Below are 22,005 nucleotides of genomic sequence, written 5' to 3' on the forward strand. Positions count from 1 at the left end.
ATTTCTTCCCAACTGATGTAACAGATTGTTATACTCAAATAGTAATCAGTTTTTGTTCTAATAATTGATTAATGGCAATACATATAGCAATTTTAACATGCGAGTACGTTAATCCCCCTTGAACATAAGCAACATACGGAGGTCGGATAGGTCCATCTGCTGTTAATTCAATACTTGCCCCTTGAATAAAAGTCCCAGCTGCCATAATGACATCATCTTCATATCCTGGCATGTAATTAGGATATGCCGTTACGTGGGAGTTTATCGGCGAAGCATATTGAATGGCTTGGCAAAAAGCAATCATTTTGTCTTTATCATCAAATTGAACAGATTGAATAAGATCCGTTCTTTTTGCATTCCAGCAAGGCGAAGAATTCATCCCCAATTTCTCCAGCATAGCTGCTGTGAAAATTGCTCCTTTTAAGCTTTGACCAACTATATGTGGAGCAAGAAAGAACCCTTGATACATTTCTTGTAAACTGTAAAGTGAAGCCCCTGCCTCCGCCCCAATACCTGGAGACGTCATGCGGTAAGAACAAGCTTTAACGAATTCCTCTTTTCCGACAATGTAGCCGCCTGTTTTAGCAATTCCCCCACCAGGGTTTTTGATTAAAGAACCTGCCATTAAATCAGCACCAACATGGCACGGCTCCAAATCTTCGACAAATTCCCCGTAGCAATTATCAACAAATACAACTACATCACTTTTAATTTCTTTAACAAAAGCAATCATTTTTTCTATTTCTTTAATGGAAAAGGAAGGTCTCGTTGCATAGCCCTTTGATCGCTGTATCCCAATCATTTTTGTATTTGCATGGATAGACGCAGCGATTTTTTCATAATCTGGCTGTCCATCTGGAAGTAAATTAACGCTGTTATATCCGATGTTAAACTCTCGCAGCGACCCAGTCCCTTCCCCTCGTATCCCAACAATTTCTTCTAATGTATCATACGGTTTGCCTGTAATATATAGAAGTTCATCGCCTGGTCGAAGGATTCCAAATAGCGCCGTACTGATAGCATGTGTTCCTGATATAATTTGTGGTCTCACTAAACCAGCTTCCCCGCCAAACACTTCCGCATAAATACTTTCCAAAGTATCGCGACCAATATCATCATATCCATACCCAGTAGACGGAATAAAATGTGATTCACTTACTTTGTGATTTTGAAAGCTTGCTAAGACACGAAATTGATTGGAATCAATTCTTTTATCGATTGATTGATGTACTTCCTTTATTTGTTCTTCCACTTCCATTACTAATGTTTCTAGCTGTGTTCCATATGTTAACTGTTTATACATTTATTTCTCCCATTCCTCTTTTTCTATCGACTTTTTATAGTTTAAAATAGCATGTTCTTTAAACGCATACCCTTTACACAAATAGTTTTGCGTTTCTTCATCAAAAATTAAGCTGCGCAGGACTGTTTCATTTTTTAGCTGCGACAATAATTTCCCGTTATTACTTTCAACCGTTGTTTCATAATATTCCATGTTTTCCATCATCATTTGTTCAATTGTCTGCTTTAGCTGTTCCCGGTCTTCTTTATCAAAAGCACTGATTAAAATACTTTCTGTTTTGGATGTAGGGACAAATTTTGGATGCACTAAATCCTTTTTATTATAGACCGTTAAATGCGGAATTGCAGGTATTTCCAAATCTTCAAGTAATTTATGTACGGTTTCCTCATGCTGATAATATTCCTCATTGGAACTATCCACAACGTGAAGCAATAAATCAGCTTCTCGGACCTCTTCTAAAGTAGAACGGAAAGCAGCAACTAATGTTGTTGGTAAATCTTGAATAAAGCCTACTGTGTCCGTAATCAGTGCCGAAAATCCGCTTGGCAAAATAATTTTGCGTGTCATTGGATCTAAAGTTGCAAACAAAATATCTTCTTCAAATGAATCTGCTTCCGAAAGGCGATTAAATAGTGTCGATTTACCGGCATTTGTATAGCCGACTAAGGCGATTTGGAATGCTCTGTTTTTCTTTCTTCTCTCTCGATAGCGATCACGATGCTCGACAATCACACTTAATTGCGTTTTAATATCATCAATTCTCCGTCTAATATGCCTTCTATCTGACTCAAGCTTTGTTTCACCAGGACCTCTTGTCCCAATCCCCGCTCCTAATCTCGATAATTGCAGACCTTGACCGCCTAAACGCGGCAATAAGTATTGTAATTGAGCAAGCTCTACTTGCAGCTTTCCTTCTTTCGATCTTGCTCGCGAAGCGAAAATATCTAAAATAAGCTGTGTACGATCAATAATTCTAGCGTTCAAATTTTTTGATACATTACGCACCTGACTTGGCGATAACTCATCATTAAAAATGATTAAGTCTGCTTCTAACTCCTCTGCAAGCATTTCTAGCTCTTCTACTTTTCCTTTGCCAATATATGTAGAAGGATGAATTCTTTCTCGCATTTGGGTTAGAGTAGCGACAACTTCTCCATTTGCTGTTTTCGTTAAATTCGCAAGTTCTTCCATCGAATATGCAAATCGGGCAGCATCATTTTGTGTCTCGCAGCCGACCAGGATTACTTTTTCTTTTTCTATTTTAGTTTCTTTCAAGTATGTAAACCTTCTTTCCATGTCGAACTTTATCTATTATAGCAAACAAACAATGTTTCTTCTATTTGCTCCTTATAAGGTTACCCAAAATATGTCTTAGTAAAAATGCCTTTTTAGAAAAATACAGAAAAAAGGTTATTCCACGAGAATTACTTCTTGTAGAATAACCTGCTATCCTTATTTTTCATGGGAGTTTAACATTAAATCATTACTTCTAAGAGTCATAAGTTCGTATTTATCATAATTACTTTCTAATAGTAACCTCATCGCTTGTGCTCTTATCGATTTTTCAATGATATTACGAATATAGCGGCCATTCGAAAAACTTTTTGGATGCTGGACATTTCGTACATATGAAAGATGTTCTTTAAGTTTTTTTTCTGCCTCATGACTTAAAGCATACTCCCTTTCTTTTAACATTCGATCAGCAATTTCCATTAGCTGATCTGTCGTATAATCGGGAAAGTCAATGACAAGCGGGAATCTGGAGTGAAGGCCAGGATTTAATGAGAGAAAAAAATCCATCTCTCTAGAATAGCCTGCTAATATTAGTATAAAATCATGCTGTTTATCTTCCATATGCTTGACTAATGTATCAATTGCTTCTTTCCCGAAATCCTTCTCTCCACCTCGACCTAAAGAATAGGCTTCATCAATAAATAAAATTCCGCCCATTGCTTTTTTCACGAGATCCCTTGTTTTTTGTGCTGTATGTCCGATATATTCACCAACTAAATCAGCACGCTCGGCTTCTATTAAATGCCCTTTTGATAAGACATTCATTTTTTGAAAAAGCTTGCCAATTAACCTCGCAACCGTTGTTTTACCAGTTCCTGGATTCCCTTTAAACATCATATGCAATGCTTGTTTTCCAGTTTTCAGGCCACTTTCTTCTCTTTTTTTATTTACATAAATCCATGCGTATATTTCTTTTATCATTTTTTTCATTTCATCCATGCCAACAAGACTTCCTAATTCCGCTTCAATTTCCCTAAGTGCTTCATGTTCACTCGGAACATTTCTGGGGATTGACTCAGCTTCTGGCTTTTCCTTTGGAAGAACCTTCTTTTTCTGTGAATTGATTACTACGCTGATCTGTCCATTATTCTTCATCCGGATTGGATGCTCCAAAAGCCACACCTCCTCTTAAAACAAAACGCTTTAAACACTTGCCCATCAAAAGCATTATTTATCACTATTTATAAGCCTTTTCATTGATTCATACTGTTTGCTACTATTCCCCATTGTTAATGTATATTCAGAACCTTTACTATTCATTAAACTATTTTAGATTATTTTTTTTAGTGCTTTCGAGGAGACTTCTGGAGAGTCCATTCTATGGAGTAAGTTATTATGCTGAAATAAAGAAATATTTCAAATATTATATTTAAGCAAAAAAGGAGATAAAATGGCTAGCATATTTTTAACTTCAAACGTTTTTTTACCGAAACAATTAAAGCTGAATTCTTATCCATACTAAATCAGTATAATTTGAACCCAAAAACTGTTATCAGACGACCAATATATTCTTTTTCATACACGAGAAAGGATAAAAAAAACAGACTAAACCTATATTTGATTTAGTCTGTTTCTCATTAAGCTATTCCATATTCATTTCCCTGCAAATGCCTATGTATCCCTATCTTTAACTCGATTGAACAATAGGACTTATATTTGCCCTATAATGAGACTATTTTACTGAACTTGCGTGCCTTCTAAATCAATCTGTACATTTTTTTGTGGAGCAAACGTAGAAATTGCATGCTTATAAACTAACTGCTGCTTACCTTCTGATTCAAATAATACCGTGAAATTATCGAAACCTTTTATAAATCCACGTATTTGGAATCCGTTTAATAAGAATACCGTTACGTTTGTGCCATCTTTACGTAATTGATTTAAAAACTGATCTTGAATATTAACTGATTGCTTCATGAAAATCCTCCTCTTTTCTCTCTACTATTATGTATTCGATTTAATCTCTAGCATTCCTTCTAAATAAGAAGAAATTTCCTGTATTTTTTTTGTTATGTCATTTGTTTTGACGGTTTCTGTCATATCATACCATTGTACATCCATTTTATTGCGAAACCAAGTTAATTGCCTTTTGGCATATCTTCTTGAATTTTGTTTTAACTCTTCAATCGATTCATGTAAGCTTAGAAGTCCATCGTAATACTTATAGATTTCCTTATAGCCAATTGCTTGAATGGACTGACAGTCTCTTATGCCTTGATGATAAAAATGCTCCACTTCCTCTAACAATCCATTTTCAAGCATTTGATCGACTCTTTTGTTAATTCGCTCATAAAGAATTTCTCTATCCATTGTCAAACCAATTAATGCTGTATCATAGAGTGGCTCTTGCTTCTGCTCTTTTTGGATTTCAGACATTTTTCTTCCCGTGACATGAAAGACCTCGAGTGCTCTTATTACACGTCGTACATTATGGTGATGGATAGCAGCTGCAGCCTCAGGATCTATTTCCTTCAGCCTGTCATGAATTCTTAAGCTTCCTTCTCTCTGCGCCATTTCTTCCAGTTTCATCCGAAACGCTTGATCTGAAGCTGTTTCTTGAAATTGATAATCGTATAAAACCGCTAGAATATACAAACCAGTTCCGCCTACAATAAATGGCAACTTTCCTCTTGCTGTAATCTCTGTTATTTTTTTGCGCACAAGCTCTTGAAATTGGGCGACGGAAAAACTTTCGTCTGGTTCTACAATATCAATTAAATGGTGCGGAACCCCTTGCATTTCTTCTGGAGAGATTTTTGCTGTCGCAATATCCATCCCCTTATATATTTGCATGGAATCTCCACTAATAATTTCTCCGTTGTATTTTTTAGCCAGTTCAATACTAAGATTAGTCTTTCCTACAGCAGTAGGTCCAATTAGCACCACAACTTTTTCTTTAATTGTCAAATGATTCAACTGCCTTTTACTAACATTTAGCCAAAATATATATAAGCTATTATTATTATTTTATCACATTCTTCCGCGCAGTTTAACCTGTAAGCATTATTACCAATCCTTTATGAAATATACGGAATTTTATCAATCAATTTTTATTTTTTCCTTCTCTGCTGAGTAAATGGTTACATTATTCTGTTACTTTCCCTTGTTCGGAAAAATCCCCTAGCCATAGTTTTATCCCTTTTTTCTCCGCTTCTGTAATAACTTGATAAGCTTCTTTCTCTTCCCCCAAGAGTATCTTCCCGATAATATTATTGGACGATGTAGGATGTATTTTTCTTTTTCAAAAAATCAGTGACAAAGCGAGTGATTTCTTTTACTTGGAGCTTGCCTCGATTTATTCAATAGGACCCCTCCCTAATATTTGTGTTAAATATCGAATTCTACTTCTTTTCTATTATTTCCATATATTTTTATAACATAGGGAGCATGGTTAAAGAGTTTTTGAATGTCTTCATGTTGGAAAAAGAATTGTATAGATCTTTTTAACTCTTTGGCTGTTTCGATGTTTTTCGCCCGATCTTCATCTGTTGTGAAGGCTAATTCAGTATATATATCGAATTTCAATTGCTCGTCTTCATATGTTGGATAGACATCATATACTTTATATTTGTCGCCGCCAAACATATAAGCTTCTAAAAGAGCTGGTACAATATTCCACATTGCTTTTTCCATCTCTACAACTTCTGCATCGACCTTTCCGAATGAGAAGTTCCATTCACTATCAAATTTTGTCATAATATTTTTGATTTCTTCCTTGATCATCGTTTCTTCTTCTTTTGGAATAGACTCAGATAAAAGGATTTCCCTTGATTCGCCAGATGAATCACTTACATAGTTTTGCATATAATAATAGGTATTTGATGTAAGTAATTCGTATATTTCTTGTTCCATTTCCAGCTGTTTATTCTCTGCTGTTTGTTCATCTGTTTGTTCATCTGTTTGTTCATCTGTTTGTTCTGCTTCAATCACTTGGTTCATCTCTTCATATCTAATTTCGTAATCCAAGTCCCTTTCCTTTAAATAAGATTCGATGAACATTGTTACCTCTTCTTTATTTTCTAAACTCTCTGCTGTGCTATATTGGACATATAAAATATTATTTTCCTCTTCTGGATAGGCATAAATATCGGTATAGCCTTTTTGTTGAATCTCCCTTCCTAGCTGAAACACGCCTCCCTCCTTATAAATTTTATATACATCCGGTCCGAGACTGACTCTCGTCTTTCCTAGCGTTTTCTGATTAATGGATCCACCAGCAAATAAAACAACTATCGTAAAGATAAGGAATAGTGCCTTTCGCTTACCTTTAAGGCGAGTTTCTATGTATTGGTTTTTCTTTTCAAAACGGAAAGAATCTAGTAAAAAATTTTTTGCGAGATTTATATCTTTATTTATAGCAGCTTCAACTTGTTCAATGGGAATTAACTTGCCATTATTTGTCCATAGAAGAAGGGCATCATAAATTATTATTTTCGCTTTTCTCTCAGAGATATGTAGATTCCGCGCTATTTTCTTATAAGAAAAGCCGTAATAATACTTTAGTAAAAAAGCAACTCGGGCATTTCCTTCTAGCAAACCTATTCGATTTAATAGTGTGCTAAAATCCAAATATTTATCATTACATTCATTATTTCGACTAAATTTAATATATTCCTTGATTACTGGTTTTGCCCATAAACGCTCAAAATGGCGATAGGACCACTTATCCTTTACTTGTTCTACCGCCATATTTAACAATTGTTCTGCTGTTACTCTATCTCCAGTTAATAAAAATGCTAGAAGATACCATTCATTTATATAGGCTTGTATTTGTTTCTTCCATTGTCTATGACGTCTATTCAGCGTATATTCCACCTTTCGCCATTCTCCATATATTACCTATATTTTAAAGGAAGATAGAATACTTGTCATTAACCATCTGTTTGAAAATTCAACTTTGAATAAATATTCTGGTTAAATTATAACTTACTTCTTTTTATTGTTGCGATATGTAATGGCATCTTAACTTAACCAAAAAAACTGCCTTTATTTTACAAAGCAGTTTTCAGCTTAGAATTCAGGATAATTCCAACATTCTATCCAATGCTATTTTTGCATTAGACGCTATTGGCTCTTCGACATTAATTCGATTCCTTTCAAAATTGTCTTCAATTGATTCTAAACACCATACGAGATGAGGTAAATCAATCCGATTCATTGTTAAACAAGCACACATATATGGGTTAAGGGAAATAATTTCTTTATCCGGGTGTTCTTTCATAATCCGATTAACTAGGTTCATTTCCGTACCAATAGCAAAAGCACTTCCAGACTCTGCATTTTCGATTACATCAATAATATAATTGGTTGAACCAGCTAAGTCAGCTGCCGCGACAACTTCTCTGCTGCACTCTGGATGGACAATAATTTTCATGTAAGGATATTGTTTTCTAACTTGCTCGACATTTTTCACGGTAAAATTTTCATGTACAGAACAATGACCTTTCCAGAGTATTACTTTAATATCTTCTATCACGCCTTCATAAACAAGTTCATTTTTAGCCGGATCCCAAATGGCCATTTGCTCTAAAGGAACCCCTAAATTATAGGCAGTATTTCTTCCAAGATGCTGATCTGGTAAAAATAGTAATCTTTCCTTTTTTGTAAAGGCCCAGGATACCATTTTTTCAGCATTAGAAGAAGTTACGGTTGCTCCCCCATTTTCTCCGACAAAGGCTTTAATGGCTGCTGTTGAATTTACATAGGTTAGTGGTATGATCGTGTCTCCGAACAATTCCTGCAGCTTGATCCATGCTCGATTAGTCTGATAAATATCGGCCATATCCGCCATCGAGCAACCCGCCCGCATATCTGGCAAGTAGACTTTCTGCTTCTCTGTAGTAAGGATATCAGCTGTTTCTGCCATGAAATGAACCCCGCAAAAGACAATAAACTCTGCTTCTGTATTTTCAGCCGCAACTTGCGCTAGCTTTAAGCTATCCCCTGTAGCATCAGAAAATTGAATAACTTCATCCTTTTGATAATGGTGACCTGGAATAAATAGTTTTTTGCCTAATCGATTCTTTACACTAACCACTCTTTCTTCTAATTCCGCATTTGACATGGCCAAGTATTTCTCTGGTATTGTATTTGATGCTTGCAGCCCCTCTAAAAGATTCATTTTCCTCTCCCCTTTTTACTCTTTAATCAAAGCTTACTTTCACACTAATATCTACTGCTTTCACCGAATGGGTTAAAAATCCTAATGAAATATAATCCACTCCACACTCTCGATAGGAAGCAAGATTTTCTAATGTAATTCCACCAGATGCTTCTGTCGTTACAGTTTCTGGAACATGTGTAATCCACTCCACAATTTCTTCAGGCTTTCGATTGTCAAACATAATTACATCAGCGCCAGCAGCTAGAGCTTCAAACATTTGTTCCTTTGTTTCCGTTTCAACTTCTACCTTAACCATATGACCAATTGACTGTTTAACCGCTTTTACAGCATTAGCGATCGAACCGGCGAAAGCAATATGATTATCTTTAATCAACACCGCATCATACAATCCGAAGCGATGATTATGCCCTCCGCCAACTGTTACCGCATATTTTTCTAACATCCTTAACCCTGGTGTCGTTTTTCGCGTATCACTTATTTTGGTGTAGCCACTATTTAAAGTTTCTACTGCTTCACATGTTTTTGTGGCGATACCACTCATTCTTTGGACAAGATTTAAAATAACACGCTCCCCTTTTAATAAATCACGAATCTTTCCTCTTACCGTCGCCAATTTTTGACCTACTTCCATTCGGTCTCCATCATGGATACGCATTGTGACTTCTGTTGCCGGATTCAAAACTTGGAATCCTACCTGAATAATCTCTTCCCCACAAAAAATTCCATTATCCTTCGATAAAAACACGATTTCTCCTTGCTGCTCTTTGGGAAAAATCGCATCTGTCGTCACATCACGTTCACCGATATCTTCCATAAAAAATGCTTCCAGCAGTTTCTGCAATTTTAATTGGTTCATTTTGATTCTCCTTTGTTTGTTCACGATTCATGCAGATCTTTTTTTTCATCCATTCATTCTTTTCCATAGGATAATCAGAACGAAAGTGGCCCCCTCTGCTTTCTTTTCTTTCCAATGCAGATTTGGTAATTAGAAAAGCTGTTAAAAGCATAAAATACTTTTCTATCTCCTCGACTGACTTATTTTCTAAAGAGATCTGTTCCAGATTGGTTATTCTGAAACCTTCAAGCCATTCAAGATGCATCCGTAAGTGGATTCCATTACGGACAATGCCTACATACTCCATCATTCGATCTTGAATCTCTGCTTTTTCTGGCAAAATCGGAAAGAAATTCTCATTTTTTTCTTCGTTTTTCCATTGAATCGTTTCCGTTTTTATTTTTTGCTTTTTATGAAGAAGTGTCGCAAGGTTTTTCCCCATATATAAACCCTCTAAGAGAGAATTGCTTGCTAAACGGTTCGCTCCATGAAAACCTGTGCAAGCTGCTTCACCAATTGCATAAAGATTATCGATATTTGTTCTTCCATGCAGGTCTGTATCAATTCCCCCCATTAAAAAATGACTGCCTGGCGCAACTGGGAGCAGACCTTTCTGCAAATCAATGCCTGCTTTTAGACACATATTTGTAATTGTAGGAAATCTCTCTTGAAAATTTGCAATCATGGAAATATCTAAATAGACTGGTTCCCCTTTCGATAAATACTGATAAATTGTTTGGGAGACGATATGCCGTGGAGCTAAGTCTTTATAAGGATGGACATGTTCCATCACGTACTCTCCAAAAGCTGTAACTAGTCTTGCACCCTCTCCTCTGACAGCTTCTGAAATCAGTCCAATCGTTTTTCCGTTAACATAAAGCAGGGTAGGATGAAATTGTATAAACTCCATATCGCTAATATTTGCCCCTGCTAAATAAGCAAGCGCAATTCCATCTCCCGTAATGGTGGAAGCACTACTCGTATAGGTGTAAAGATTTCCACACCCACCTGTTGCAATAACAGTATGAGCGCTATAAAATTCTGTTCGTGTTCCATCTGAAAATATGCCTTTTGCGCCAAAGCATTGTTTAGTATTAGTATTTACCATTAATTCATAGACGAAAACATTTTCGATGATTTTGATATTATTAGTCTTTGTTTCCACTAAATACTGCATCAACTGTTTTCCAGTAGTATCACCGCCACTGTGTACTACTCTGTTTTCCGAATGAGCACCTTCCATTCCTAATGCAAGATTTCCTGCCATATCCTCATCAAATTTGCATCCCCCCTGCCGCAATTCATTTATTAAGATGGGTGCTGCGTTTGTAATTTTCGTTACTACTTCAGGATTATTGTGAAAGCGTCCAGCTTCAAATGTATCAAGTGCGTGCTTTCTATAATCATCTGAATCTCCCATGCTTGCAGCAATTCCACCTTGAGCTAAATAAGAATTGCTGCTTTCTATTTTAGATTTTGTGAGAATTATCACATTGAAATCTGTTGAAAGTTTTTTAGCTAGCTGCAAGCTAGCGATTCCACTACCAATAATCAATACATCCGTGTCCATTTTTCACCATCCTATTTTACAGGTGTCTTGACACTTATATTTACATAGTTTTAAAATTAAGGCAAGGGTTTTTTATGGATAGATTTTTAGCTTATTAATCTGGTTCCCGTAAACAACTGATTTTTTTGGAGGAATTTTTGATGAAATATTTTGATTATGCAGCAACTACTTCTTTAGATTCCGATGCTGCTTCTACTTATGTCGAAGTTGCTTGTAAATACTTTGGAAATTCGAACAGTCTTCATGATATGGGAGATACAGCTACTAGAATCGTCGAGAATTGCCGTGAAGAATGGGGAAGATTAATAAACGTAGATAAAAAAGGCATTTACTTTACAAGCGGTGGTACAGAAAGTAATTTTCTTATTTTGCAAAGCTTACTTAAGGGGACAAAAAAGGAAGGAAAACACCTTATTACATCAATAGCAGAGCATGCTTCAATTCACGGTACGATGCATGTCTTAGCAGACAAAGGCTATGAAATTACGTATTTGCCATTATCAGAAACTGGCTTAATCGATACTCGGTTACTAGAAGAAACAATTCGTCCTGACACCGTGCTTGTTTCTATCCAACATGTGAATTCTGAAATTGGTGCAATCCAGCCAATAAAAGAAATCGGAGCGATTTGTAAAAAGCATCACGTTCTTTTTCATAGTGATATGGTGCAAAGTATTGGAAAAATAGAGGTTAAAGAAGTAACCCCCTATGTCGATGCATTATCCCTTTCGAGTCATAAATTTTATGGACCCAAAGGTGTCGGCCTTGCCTATATTAATCCAAATGTTCCTTGGATTCCAATCGTATTAAATGGTAGCCACGAAAATGGCTTTCGCTCTGGTACAGTTAACACAGCTGGGATTGCAAGTATGACCGTCGCTGCCCAAAAGGCATGCTCTACAATTTCGGAGAACGAAACGAAGCATTCTAAGTTCCGAAGGTTATTTACAGAGATGCTTCCGAAAGAAACCGTTACTGTTTTTGAATGTACGGATCAATATCCAGGAATTATCGGATTACGAGTTAAAGGGATAGAAGGTCAATGGCTTATGCTTGAATGTAATCGTCGTGGATTTGCCATCTCCACAGGCAGTGCGTGCCAGGTCGGAAAACAAGCCCCTTCCAAAACCATGAAGGCGTTAGGATTGGCTGATCAAGAGGCAAAAGAGTTTGTTCGGATATCGATGGGCAAAGACAATATGGAAGAAGATGTAAGAGATTTAGCCAATACGATTAAACAGATTGCACTAAACAGTTCACTTCCTAAGTAAACCATTTTACTCGTATAAATTGTGTATCTATTATGGAAACATCTATTATAGCCTACTCACTTTAACCTATTTTCGCTTCTTTAACATTTTGTTTAATTCTTACATAGAAATGGCGCAACTATGAAATATTAATATAAAATCAAAAAATAAAATTGTATTTGATATATGCACTTGTTGGAGGTGCTTTTATGAAGAAGATCAGTCATGATGTAGAACTAACCACAGCTGAAATAGCGAACCTTTGGACTCAATACATAAATGATTCTTTATCCATATGTATTCTTACCCATTCAATTGAAAAAGCAAAAGACGAAGACATTAAAGAAGTACTCTACTTTTCCCTTAGCATTGCTGAAACCCATATCACTAAAATTACTGATTTCTTTACTCAAGAGAACCTTCCCATTCCCAAAGGTTTTTCAGTGGAGGAAGATGTTAATTTAAATGCTCCTTCTATCTTTACAGACGCTTTTATTATAGCGTATTTACATATTATGACCTTACTAGGATTGACTGGATATGCAGGTGCCGTTTCTACATCATCAAGAGCTGACCAGTTAGATTACTTTATCCAATGTAACAAGGAAACGATGGAGTTACATAAACGGATCGTTTCCATCATGCTAAATAAAGGATTCTATAGTAAAACTGCTAGAATTAATACACCAGAGCAAGTCAAATTTGTCGATGACCAAAGTTATTTAGCTGGATGGTTTGGGAAAAAACGACCATTAAACGCTATTGAAATAAGCGGTATGAGCTTTAACATGAAAAAAGACGTAGTAAAAACAGTTTTAGAATTAGGCTTTGCTCAGGTTTGCCAAACAAAAGATATTCAAAAATATTTTGAAAGAGGCAAAAAAATTTGTTTGAACCACTTCACTACTTTTAATACTATCCTTACAAAGGAAGACTTATCTTCTCCAAAAACATGGGTGTCGGAGGTAACAAATTCCACCGTTTCTCCTTTTTCTGATAAATTAATGTTATTCCATATCGTTACATTGGTTTCTTCTGCAGTTGGCTATTATGGTGCTGGCTTATCTGTTTCTCAAAGAAGACATATTGCGGCAGAATATACTAAATTCATGGCTGAAGTAGGTTTATACGCTGAAGATGGATGTGAGTTATTAATAAAGTATGGATGGCTAGAGCAACCTCCTTTAGCTGATAACAGGCAGACTTTAGCAAATAATAAGGAATAATTCTTATTACTAAATTTACTATTTAGGGAAAAAGTATATGGAGCATTGTCTTCTAGACTTTGCTCTACTTTTAGAATCCATTTGAAGATTGCTCTTTATTTCATTTCGCTCATGTTTACTTACTCATTTTCAAATCCTGTCTTTCTATTAATTGTAGAAATTTATTCTTTGTTTCTGGATGATAAGTTATGATTTCCCCATTATATATAACAGTAAATACGCCAAAAGGTGTCGGAGACAGATGTTGTACCATTTCATTATCGTTCATTTCAAGGACAGTTAATTTTAAGCCATGCTCATCTGCTGCAGCTTGCAAATTATCAACAGCATCTTGCGTGAACGGACATTGGTCTGACTTGAACACCGTAATCCCATTATCATATTCGTTTGCTATCAGTGACCAATCGATAAAGCTAGGTTTCCGATCATTTTGAAAAGCATAAGCCATTAATTCAAAATCCCCTCTTTTATCCACTTGATTAAAACCCTTTTTTTCAAAGAGAGTTTTGTCTGGTAACCAGCTTTTCTTACTGGTGACTATTGCAACACCATCCAAATGTAATTCTCTCGCATCCTTTATACATTCCTCTAAAAGCTTGCTCCCATAACCTTTTCCTTTGCTCTTGCCAACGATCCAGAAGCAGTGAATCACCATATATTTCTTGGCATTTATCGCTCGCCATGTAAATTCACTGGGAATATACTCAATAAAACCTCTTTGTTTACCGTCTTCTAAAAGGATTTTTACTTTTAACCCTTCTTTAAACCGTTTCTTCATCCACGCTAGTTTATTTTGATACCCTTTTGATTTCGGTTTGCTTCTCATACAAAAAAATCCGTATTCATCCACGTTTTCAGCATTTACATTCAAGATTTCAAACATCGTCTCTCCTCCTTATCTTTTAAATGGAATGTTCATCAACTATATACATTCTCCTACAGATTTAATGCTTCTCTATTGATAACAGCCGAACCACTTTATCTCTCCACCCTCCTTGCTATAGTTTCATTTTCAGCCCTTCATGTGTTGCTTGAAAGCCTAATCGTTCATAAAAACGCATGGCATCTGGTCTTTGTTTGTCAGTCGTAAGCTGAATCAAATGACAGCCTCTTTCTTTAGCACGCTCGATTGCCCAGTTAATTAGTTGAGTACCTACCCCTTTTCCTCTTACAGAAGAAACAGTTCTTACCCCTTCAATAGTCGCTCGCCATCCTCCTTGATGGGTAATATATGGAGAAAAAGTAATTTGTTGAACACCAACTACTTCATTTCCAAAGCAAGCTACCACTAATTCATTATTGGGATCTTCTGCAATAGCTTGAAACGCTTGCAGGTAACTGGCAGGAAGCGGCTGTTCATAGCGCTCTCGCTTACTACCTAACATATCATCAGCAAGCATAGCTACAATCTGATCTAAATCTTGTAATGTCGCTAACCTAAACTCTAATGACACTGTCATTTTTAATTCCTCCTTTAGTAAAAATTATTTTGATAATTCTCAAATGTTCTTCCATTCGTTTGAAAAGCTAATAGATCTAACGACAATTTTATTGATGGCGGTAATTTACTTTTCAGCTCCTATTTTAGATTAAAGCCATTCTGCAAACCAAGCCACATAATAAGCTGCAGGCAAAAAGATTATTTGCGCTACTATCGTGCCGATAAATTTAGAGCTAACCATTGTTAATGAGTAGCTTTTCAAATAAATATAGTCCGTTTGTTTTTTCATGACGCGATCAGCTAACACAGACGCCTTTGGATCAATAAATAAGGTCAGAATGATGGTGGCAATCCCGTTTATTACCCCTGAGGACATTAAAGCTGCCTGAGAAACTTTTGCTGGAACTAACATGGAAGCATATATGGAGGATATGACACCCGTCGTAAATATAGCTGAAATAATGACATTTAATACAAATAAACGCTTTGGAACTGTGTTTAAGGTAATTCCTTTAAAATAAGATAATCGCGGTAATTTAAGACATTTTAGAAGCTTGTTTAGGTTGTTCTTCTTGAATAATTTAGAAAAAAGAGCTAGCATGGACCCTCTTTCATTTGCTAATTGGACAATTGCTCGTGAAAAGATATTTATAAATGTTGGAAACAACAGGATACCAATTAATACCCCCATTGATGTTACTCCTATTAAAATTCGATATTGCGCCGCAATAAAAGTTAATTTGTCTGCCCCTTTGGGAACTTCTGCTATCAATTTTGCTGTTAATGGCTGTTGAAACATAGTAGAAAATCGCGAAACAATAACCATCGTGCTAAATAACGATATTGCAGTAGCTATTAACTTAACTCTCGTACCAGATATTCTCGTTGAATAGGCCAATGTTTCTATCATTGTAATCACTAACAGTAAAATAGATATGATGATGACCTTTGATGTTATTAATTCCATAAAAACTCCTTTAATTTTTCTTCTAGCTACATTATAACTCTTTTTTTGGAATTAACTAGAAATATTTGCTAAAGTTGATTTTACATTAAGTAGATGTTGTTAAAGTAATAAAAGGACACCGTAATAAGTGTCCTTTTTCGTTTATATGTATTTATTTTAAAGGCTATTTTGCTGTAACTTTACGATATATAATATAATTCGCCGTGTTCAAAATAATTGTCACAGAAAGGAGAACGGCAGTCGCAACCACTACCCCACCTGATGTGTCCATCATTGCACTCCAATCCTCCATTTTTACAAGATAATAGCTATAGAAAATCTGAAAAGAGATAGAAATCGCACAAGCACCCATGCTAAGAAAACAAATCATTAGCCCATTTCTCTGAACTTTCTTTTTATCTCTCATTAAGTTTGTAGCCGGCAATATCCAAGCAATTAAACCAAGCACCAGGCTACCCAATATTCAGTAACCCCATCCTATTTTAATGCCTCCTATTATATACATTCCACATTTAATAGCCCTAGAAGTATATTCCCTTATTTTAGTATAAAACTAGCTCTTTATCATAGAACTTAATTACTTCCTTATCTAGTATCATTTTTTAACCATTTAAACCATCGTCCATGTCCGTCTGTTTCTGCAATGGTATTTTCACTCTTCTTACCGGCCATATAATAATCTAAGTGTAAGTATCTATCTTGAATATTATTATAAAGATGAAATACTTCTCTGTGCTTCCCAATTTCTTCCACACCTTGTAACAGAAGCTCCTTCCCTTCTCTTGGTATTTGATTCGCTACATGGGTATGAAAGATGCAAATGGCACTGCCCTCTGGAATAGTTTCGGCATAATATGGCAGCAAGCTTACTCCATCACCGCTCACTACGTTCAAAGCACCTTCTCTTCTGTAATCTGCCGCTTTTTCAAATAAGAATAATCTCTCTCTATGTTCTGGCCATATCAATGCTTTTAGCCATAATTCTTCGTCTTTGTCATGTAAATCTATCGTATGTAAATCAAAACCAATCCTTATCGTAACAGGAGGAGAAGTTTTCAATAAGAATGGCATATTTTCTCCTATTACAGTCGCAGTAATTGGCAGTTCTGACTCTGAATTTCCATACCATTCTTTACCGTATGAATAGGCATACTTATCCCATTGAAGCTGAAAGCCTGCGCTAGTGCCTATTTCGATTAACGCTAGCGGTTTCTTAGCTAGATTATATATCATGCAAAAAGCAGGATAAAGGTAAGAACATCTTCTCACCTCATTCGTTTGAACTAACTTCGTTTGGAGAATCCATGTAATCTCCTTTTGATATTTGAGGCAGAAATCTTTAAAAATAGGAAACGAAGCCTTAGCTGTTTTGGGATTCTCTGTAATACTAGGGTAATAATCTTTTAGCGAGTGATTGGTCCCCTTTAACAGAAGGTAGTGAACGGCACCAAATAATAGATTAGGGACAGGCTGCCCAACTCTAGCACATTTAGCAATATTAAGAAGCGTTTTATCCATTGCAATTTGTTTAGACAAAAGTGCGTAGAGGACGCTTGATCCCTTACATTCCTTTTCTGCAAAGGTTAAAAATGTTTGAGACAGCATTTCATTAGTACGCATTCTCCTAATCATCCCCTCATATGAATTGGTAATCTATCCTGTTTAATGCTGTATGTGCAAAAATGCTTTAAAAATTTCTCTACTTATTATATGCAGTTCGGCCTGATCCTCTTCTTTTTTGGCTGATAATTTCGGTGTTTGGCTGATTCTCCTCTAATTTTGGCTGATAATTTCCTTGTTTGGCTGATTTCCACCTTACTTTGGCTGATAATTTCGCAGTTTGGCTGATTCCCACTATACTTTGGCTGATAATTTCGTAATTTGGCTGATTCCCACTATACTTTGGCTGATAATTTCGTAATTTGGCTGATTCCCACCTTACTTTGGCTGATAATTTCCTAGTTCGGCTGATTCTCACCTTACTTTGGCTGATAATTTCGCAGTTTGGCTGATTTCCCTCTTACTTTGGCTGATAATTTCGCAGTTTGGCTGATTTCCCTCTTACTTTGGCTGATAATTTCGTAATTTGGCTGATTCCCACCTTACTTTGGCTGATAATTTCGCAGTTTGGCTGATTTCCCTCTTATTTTGGCTGATAATTTCCTTGTTTGGCTGATTCTCACCTTACTTTGGCTGATAATTTCGCAGTTTGGCTGATTTCCCTCTTACTTTGGCTGATAATTTCGTAGTTTGGCTGATTTCCACCTTACTTTGGCTGATAATTTCGTTGTTTGGCTGATTTCCCTCTTATTTTGGCTGATAATTCCCTAGTTTGGCTGATTCCCACTATACTTTGGCTGATAATTTCCTAGTTTGGCTGATTTCCCTCTTACTTTGGCTGATAATTTCGTAATTTGGCTGATTCCCACCTTACTTTGGCTGATAATTTCCTAGTTTGGCTGATTCCCACTATACTTTGGCTGATAATTTCGCAGTTTGGCTGATTCTCACCTTACTTTGGCTGATAATTTCCTTGTTTAGCTGATTTCCCTCTTATTTTGGCTAATAAATTCGTTATTCAGCTGATTCCCTTCATATTATGGCTGATATTATATACTTCTCTATTTAATTGAGAGCCTATTAATTTATCCACCATAACTCCCCATTATAATTTCAACTCCAAATATCTAGGCTTCTCATATTAAATAGAATAAAGCATAGTAGACTCCATTTAAAAAGATTTATTGATATTCAACTTCTTTATTACTCGTATTGCTCGTTCCCCAAAGAGCTGAATAATTAAATTAGACTTAACACTTAGACAAAAATAAATACTTATTCCCACAACCATACAAACAATCACTATAATACATGCGTCTACCTTAGCTTGAGCTGATAAAAATAAAGTTAATAGCATATAGGTAAATAGTGTTCCAATAAACATAGCGAGTGTAAAGAATCCGATTTGCAGTACTCTTTTGATAACTAATCTTAAAGAATAGCCAGCAAACTTTTTTATCACATAAAAATTAATTATAATTGCCATTAAATACCCAATACTAGTAGCTATTACTGCCCCACTGGTTGCAAAAATTTTGATAAGTGGTATGTTCAGACATAATTTCACCATTAAACCTAACAGCAAACTTATAATAGTATATTTTTGCTTATTTATTCCTTGAAGAACCGCTGCTGTAATAGAGAAAAGGGAAAATAGAATAGCTACCGGAGCATATATTCTTAATATGTCCGTACCAAGTTCTTTATGATGATAAAATACGGTATAGATCGGTTCGGCAAGCAGCGAAAGACCTACAACAGCAGGTAATGTAAAGAATAGAACAATCTGAATTGTTTGATTCACTTGTTGAACTAAACTGACATGATCTTTTTCTGTGTATGCCTTCGTAATGGCAGGAACTAGCGTTAACGAAAAAGCAGTTGCTAAAGAGACTGGAATAATGACAAGTTTATGAGTATTTAAAGTCAAAACACCAAATGCAGTTACTACTTGATCTTTTAAGCCAATAGATTCCATTGCACCTTTGAAAGTAAGTTCATCAATAAACTGGAATAATGGATTTGCAAGCCCTACAAAAATAAAAGGGATTGCATATACGATAATCTCTTTATATGTTTCCTTAAGTGAAACATCAATGACTCCTTTATCTTCTAAAAGAAGCTTATCAAGATGGGGTTTTCTTTTATACCAATACCATAATAAGACTACTAAACTTCCAACTGCACCAATAAATGCCGCAAAAGTTGCTACACTGACCGCAGTAACCAAACTTCCTTTTAAGAGATTTAGTATGATATAAGCACCAGAAAGCATAAAAATAACTCGTACAATCTGCTCAACTACTTGAGAAACTGCCGAAGGTCCCATTGATTGATGCCCTTGAAAAAAACCTCTAATTAAACTCATAAATGGAACTATGACTAAAGCAAAGCTAACCGCACGAATAACAGTCGTCCCATCTTGAACACTTACATCGGCGTTATCAGGTATGCTAGCTGCTGCTAAAATGGGCGCAAAGAGATATAAAATAACAAATGCAACAATTCCAGTACAACTCATCATAATAAGCCCAGATTTAAATAGTTTTCTCCCTACTGCATACTCCTCTAGAGAATTATATTTAGAAACAAACTTTGCCACTGCTAATGGCAAGCCAGCAGTGGCTATACTGATAAAAATAGAATAAGGGATATAAGCCATCGAGTATAATGCATTTCCTTTTTCCCCTACTATATGATAAAAAGGAATAACATAGAGCATACCAAGAACTTTTGAGATAATTGTTCCTAGCGTTAAAAGAAATGTTCCTCTTAGAAGTTTTGATGATTCCATTAAATCCATCCTTTTAATTATCTTTTCAAATAACCATTAAAATTAAGCCAGCAATAATTTTTATTTTTCTGAAATTCCATTTGCCAGCAACAAAAAATATGTCCAAATGGTTATTGGAATCAACAAAATAATATTAGATAAAATACTAAAAATTTTTATGTTTTTATTTTTAGATTGTACACCTATAATAAGTGAAACTAGTAGGCCTAAGTCTATTAATAAATATAAGGATATTGGTATCCACAGAGTTAAATTAGACCCCCTTACAAAAAGAAAAACTGCAATTGAGGCTAAGAATAAGAATAATGTTAAAATAATGGATATAAATTCTTTCTTATTTTTTTGATTCAAGTTTTCCCCTCCTTTATTAATAGATTATAAAATACTTGTTGAAAAAAGACCAATATATGGTAATAAAATATTATGCAAATTAAATAAGATATAGAGCCTTTAAAAAGTGATGGAATTAATCGCCCCTAGAAGGATTCCTCTTGGTGCTGTAATAACTATGAAGTAAAAAATGTCTTGAAGATTGAGCTTAATAAATGTTTCGTTTTTTTATCCTATCATATTACCTGCAGGATATAATTTTTCGATTGTCTTACGAAAACTGTTTATAACTTCTCTCCCAAATGCTAAAATATGGTAACAACTATGTAGTGCTTTCAACAAATATCCGGCATGATGCTGAGTTAATAAAATTAGCAGATTAATAAGTAAACCTTTTACATCCTCATACATAACAAGAGATTACCTTATTGCATTTGAAGGGAGTATATATGAAGAAATGGACTAGAAAGTTATTAAATACCTCTAGGGGAAAATTTGAAATTTTTATTAAAGGGCAAGGTGAACCTCTTTGTATAACCCACCATTATGCAGAATTTAATGAGACAGGAGATTATTTTGCAGAATCCTTTGTCGATACGCATAAAGTATTTCTAATTAATCTCAGAGAAGCTGGTAGCTCCGATAAGGCTACTCAACCATATGAACTAGGGTTACTAGAGTCTATCTTCGACTTAGAAGCAATACGGGAAGCATTAGGATTTAAAAAATGGAACTTGGCAGGACATTCCACTGGGGGTATTCTAGGAGTTATTTATGGGATATATTACTCTAACAGTTTGAACAAACTTGTTTTAGTAGGAGCTGCTGCAAGAGAATATATGACATTTTCTCCTGACTGTATATACAATGATAAACACCCATCTTTTAAGAAAATGCAAGATTTGATAGAAAAGCTAAAACGATCTGATTTAACAATTACAGAAAAGATGAGAATTACGAAAGAACGAACAAAGTTATCCTTATATACTCCTGAAAACTACGAAGAGTATTTTTCCCTTCCTATTCAAAAGAAAATATCCTCGATTAGACTGAACTATTTTAGCCGGGAAGTGCAACTTTTTGATGTTACTAGGAAGCTTAAGTTGATTTCAACTCCAACATTAATCATTTGTGGAAAATTCGATGTTCAATGCCCTCTTTCCTATTCGCTTGAAATGAATGAGTGCATTCCTCATTCAAAATTATTGATATTTAATCAAAGCAATCATTATCCGTTTCTAGAAGAAGCTTCACGATTTAAGGATGAAATAGATGCATTTATGGGGGAAATTTCATGCAATTAAAGAAGATA

The 22,005-nt window shown here is 35.4% G+C and carries 20 protein-coding genes; 3 read left to right on the forward strand and 17 right to left on the reverse strand.

The features are described from left to right. Positions 1–34: 34 nt before the first annotated feature. From NiCM35_RS21390 to nadB, 9 genes are all read right to left on the reverse strand, one after another. Positions 35–1,303 carry a methionine gamma-lyase family protein gene (locus tag NiCM35_RS21390; RefSeq protein ID WP_172859555.1) on the reverse strand — a complete coding sequence of 423 codons (1,269 nt, stop codon included), beginning with the start codon at positions 1,301–1,303 and terminating at the stop codon, positions 35–37. Next, on the reverse strand, positions 1,304–2,599 hold the full coding sequence (gene hflX, locus NiCM35_RS21395) for a GTPase HflX (RefSeq protein ID WP_433780731.1): 1,296 nt from the start codon (positions 2,597–2,599) through the stop codon (positions 1,304–1,306). A gap of 156 nt (positions 2,600–2,755) precedes the next feature. After that, entirely contained in the window at positions 2,756–3,709 is a 954-nt protein-coding gene (spoVK, locus tag NiCM35_RS21400) for a stage V sporulation protein K (protein WP_095328468.1), read from the reverse strand. Between the two features lie 564 nt (positions 3,710–4,273). Continuing rightward, positions 4,274–4,513 carry an RNA chaperone Hfq gene (gene hfq, locus NiCM35_RS21405; RefSeq protein ID WP_031538267.1) on the reverse strand — a complete coding sequence of 80 codons (240 nt, stop codon included), beginning with the start codon at positions 4,511–4,513 and terminating at the stop codon, positions 4,274–4,276. 27 nt (positions 4,514–4,540) lie between these two features. Then, positions 4,541–5,503, reverse strand: coding sequence for a tRNA (adenosine(37)-N6)-dimethylallyltransferase MiaA (gene miaA, locus NiCM35_RS21410; protein WP_433780732.1), 963 nt, complete (start codon positions 5,501–5,503; stop codon positions 4,541–4,543). Between the two features lie 420 nt (positions 5,504–5,923). Continuing rightward, positions 5,924–7,411, reverse strand: a complete 1,488-nt coding sequence (locus tag NiCM35_RS21415; protein ID WP_433780733.1) for a sigma factor-like helix-turn-helix DNA-binding protein — start codon at positions 7,409–7,411, stop codon at positions 5,924–5,926. A 202-nt stretch (positions 7,412–7,613) separates the two neighbouring features. Then, complete coding sequence (nadA, locus tag NiCM35_RS21420) at positions 7,614–8,717, reverse strand: quinolinate synthase NadA (RefSeq protein ID WP_095328465.1); 1,104 nt, start codon at positions 8,715–8,717, stop codon at positions 7,614–7,616. Positions 8,718–8,739: 22 nt separating this feature from the next. After that, complete coding sequence (nadC, locus tag NiCM35_RS21425; protein ID WP_095328464.1) at positions 8,740–9,576, reverse strand: carboxylating nicotinate-nucleotide diphosphorylase; 837 nt, start codon at positions 9,574–9,576, stop codon at positions 8,740–8,742. Beyond that, positions 9,518–11,125, reverse strand: a complete 1,608-nt coding sequence (gene nadB / locus NiCM35_RS21430) for an L-aspartate oxidase (protein ID WP_249878583.1) — start codon at positions 11,123–11,125, stop codon at positions 9,518–9,520. The genes nadC and nadB overlap by 59 nt, the downstream gene beginning before the upstream one ends. 140 nt (positions 11,126–11,265) lie before the next feature. On the opposite strand from nadB, the gene NiCM35_RS21435 reads away from it, so the two are divergent. After that, positions 11,266–12,396 carry an IscS subfamily cysteine desulfurase gene (locus tag NiCM35_RS21435; RefSeq protein WP_433780734.1) on the forward strand — a complete coding sequence of 377 codons (1,131 nt, stop codon included), beginning with the start codon at positions 11,266–11,268 and terminating at the stop codon, positions 12,394–12,396. A 188-nt stretch (positions 12,397–12,584) separates the two neighbouring features. Beyond that, positions 12,585–13,601, forward strand: a complete 1,017-nt coding sequence (locus NiCM35_RS21440) for a DUF3231 family protein (RefSeq protein WP_433780735.1) — start codon at positions 12,585–12,587, stop codon at positions 13,599–13,601. Positions 13,602–13,716: 115 nt separating this feature from the next. On the opposite strand, the gene NiCM35_RS21445 is transcribed toward NiCM35_RS21440, so the two are convergent. From NiCM35_RS21445 to NiCM35_RS21480, 8 genes are all read right to left on the reverse strand, one after another. Beyond that, a complete protein-coding gene (locus NiCM35_RS21445; RefSeq protein WP_433780736.1) occupies positions 13,717–14,484 on the reverse strand; it encodes a GNAT family N-acetyltransferase in 768 nt (255 codons plus the stop codon). Positions 14,485–14,599: 115 nt separating this feature from the next. Beyond that, positions 14,600–15,061 carry a GNAT family N-acetyltransferase gene (locus tag NiCM35_RS21450; protein ID WP_123257613.1) on the reverse strand — a complete coding sequence of 154 codons (462 nt, stop codon included), beginning with the start codon at positions 15,059–15,061 and terminating at the stop codon, positions 14,600–14,602. A 129-nt stretch (positions 15,062–15,190) separates the two neighbouring features. Further along, entirely contained in the window at positions 15,191–16,009 is an 819-nt protein-coding gene (locus NiCM35_RS21455) for a lipid II flippase family protein (RefSeq protein ID WP_095328458.1), read from the reverse strand. Between the two features lie 163 nt (positions 16,010–16,172). Beyond that, positions 16,173–16,469, reverse strand: coding sequence for a hypothetical protein (locus NiCM35_RS21460; RefSeq protein ID WP_433780737.1), 297 nt, complete (start codon positions 16,467–16,469; stop codon positions 16,173–16,175). Between the two features lie 125 nt (positions 16,470–16,594). Further along, complete coding sequence (locus NiCM35_RS21465) at positions 16,595–17,629, reverse strand: DUF2332 domain-containing protein (RefSeq protein WP_433780738.1); 1,035 nt, start codon at positions 17,627–17,629, stop codon at positions 16,595–16,597. Positions 17,630–17,708: 79 nt separating this feature from the next. Beyond that, a complete protein-coding gene (locus tag NiCM35_RS21470) occupies positions 17,709–17,987 on the reverse strand; it encodes a hypothetical protein (protein ID WP_171509602.1) in 279 nt (92 codons plus the stop codon). A gap of 753 nt (positions 17,988–18,740) precedes the next feature. Beyond that, positions 18,741–20,363, reverse strand: coding sequence for a putative polysaccharide biosynthesis protein (locus NiCM35_RS21475; protein WP_123257610.1), 1,623 nt, complete (start codon positions 20,361–20,363; stop codon positions 18,741–18,743). A gap of 60 nt (positions 20,364–20,423) precedes the next feature. Then, positions 20,424–20,714: a hypothetical protein gene (locus NiCM35_RS21480; RefSeq protein WP_095328450.1), complete on the reverse strand. Its 291-nt coding sequence runs from the start codon at positions 20,712–20,714 to the stop codon at positions 20,424–20,426. A 428-nt stretch (positions 20,715–21,142) separates the two neighbouring features. Between NiCM35_RS21480 and NiCM35_RS21485 the strand changes: the two genes are divergently transcribed. Beyond that, complete coding sequence (locus NiCM35_RS21485; protein WP_433780739.1) at positions 21,143–21,997, forward strand: alpha/beta fold hydrolase; 855 nt, start codon at positions 21,143–21,145, stop codon at positions 21,995–21,997. The last annotated feature ends 8 nt before the right edge of the window (positions 21,998–22,005 follow it).

Source organism: Niallia sp. M35 (assembly GCF_050971705.1).
GTDB classification, from domain to species: domain Bacteria; phylum Bacillota; class Bacilli; order Bacillales; family Cytobacillaceae; genus Niallia; species Niallia circulans_A.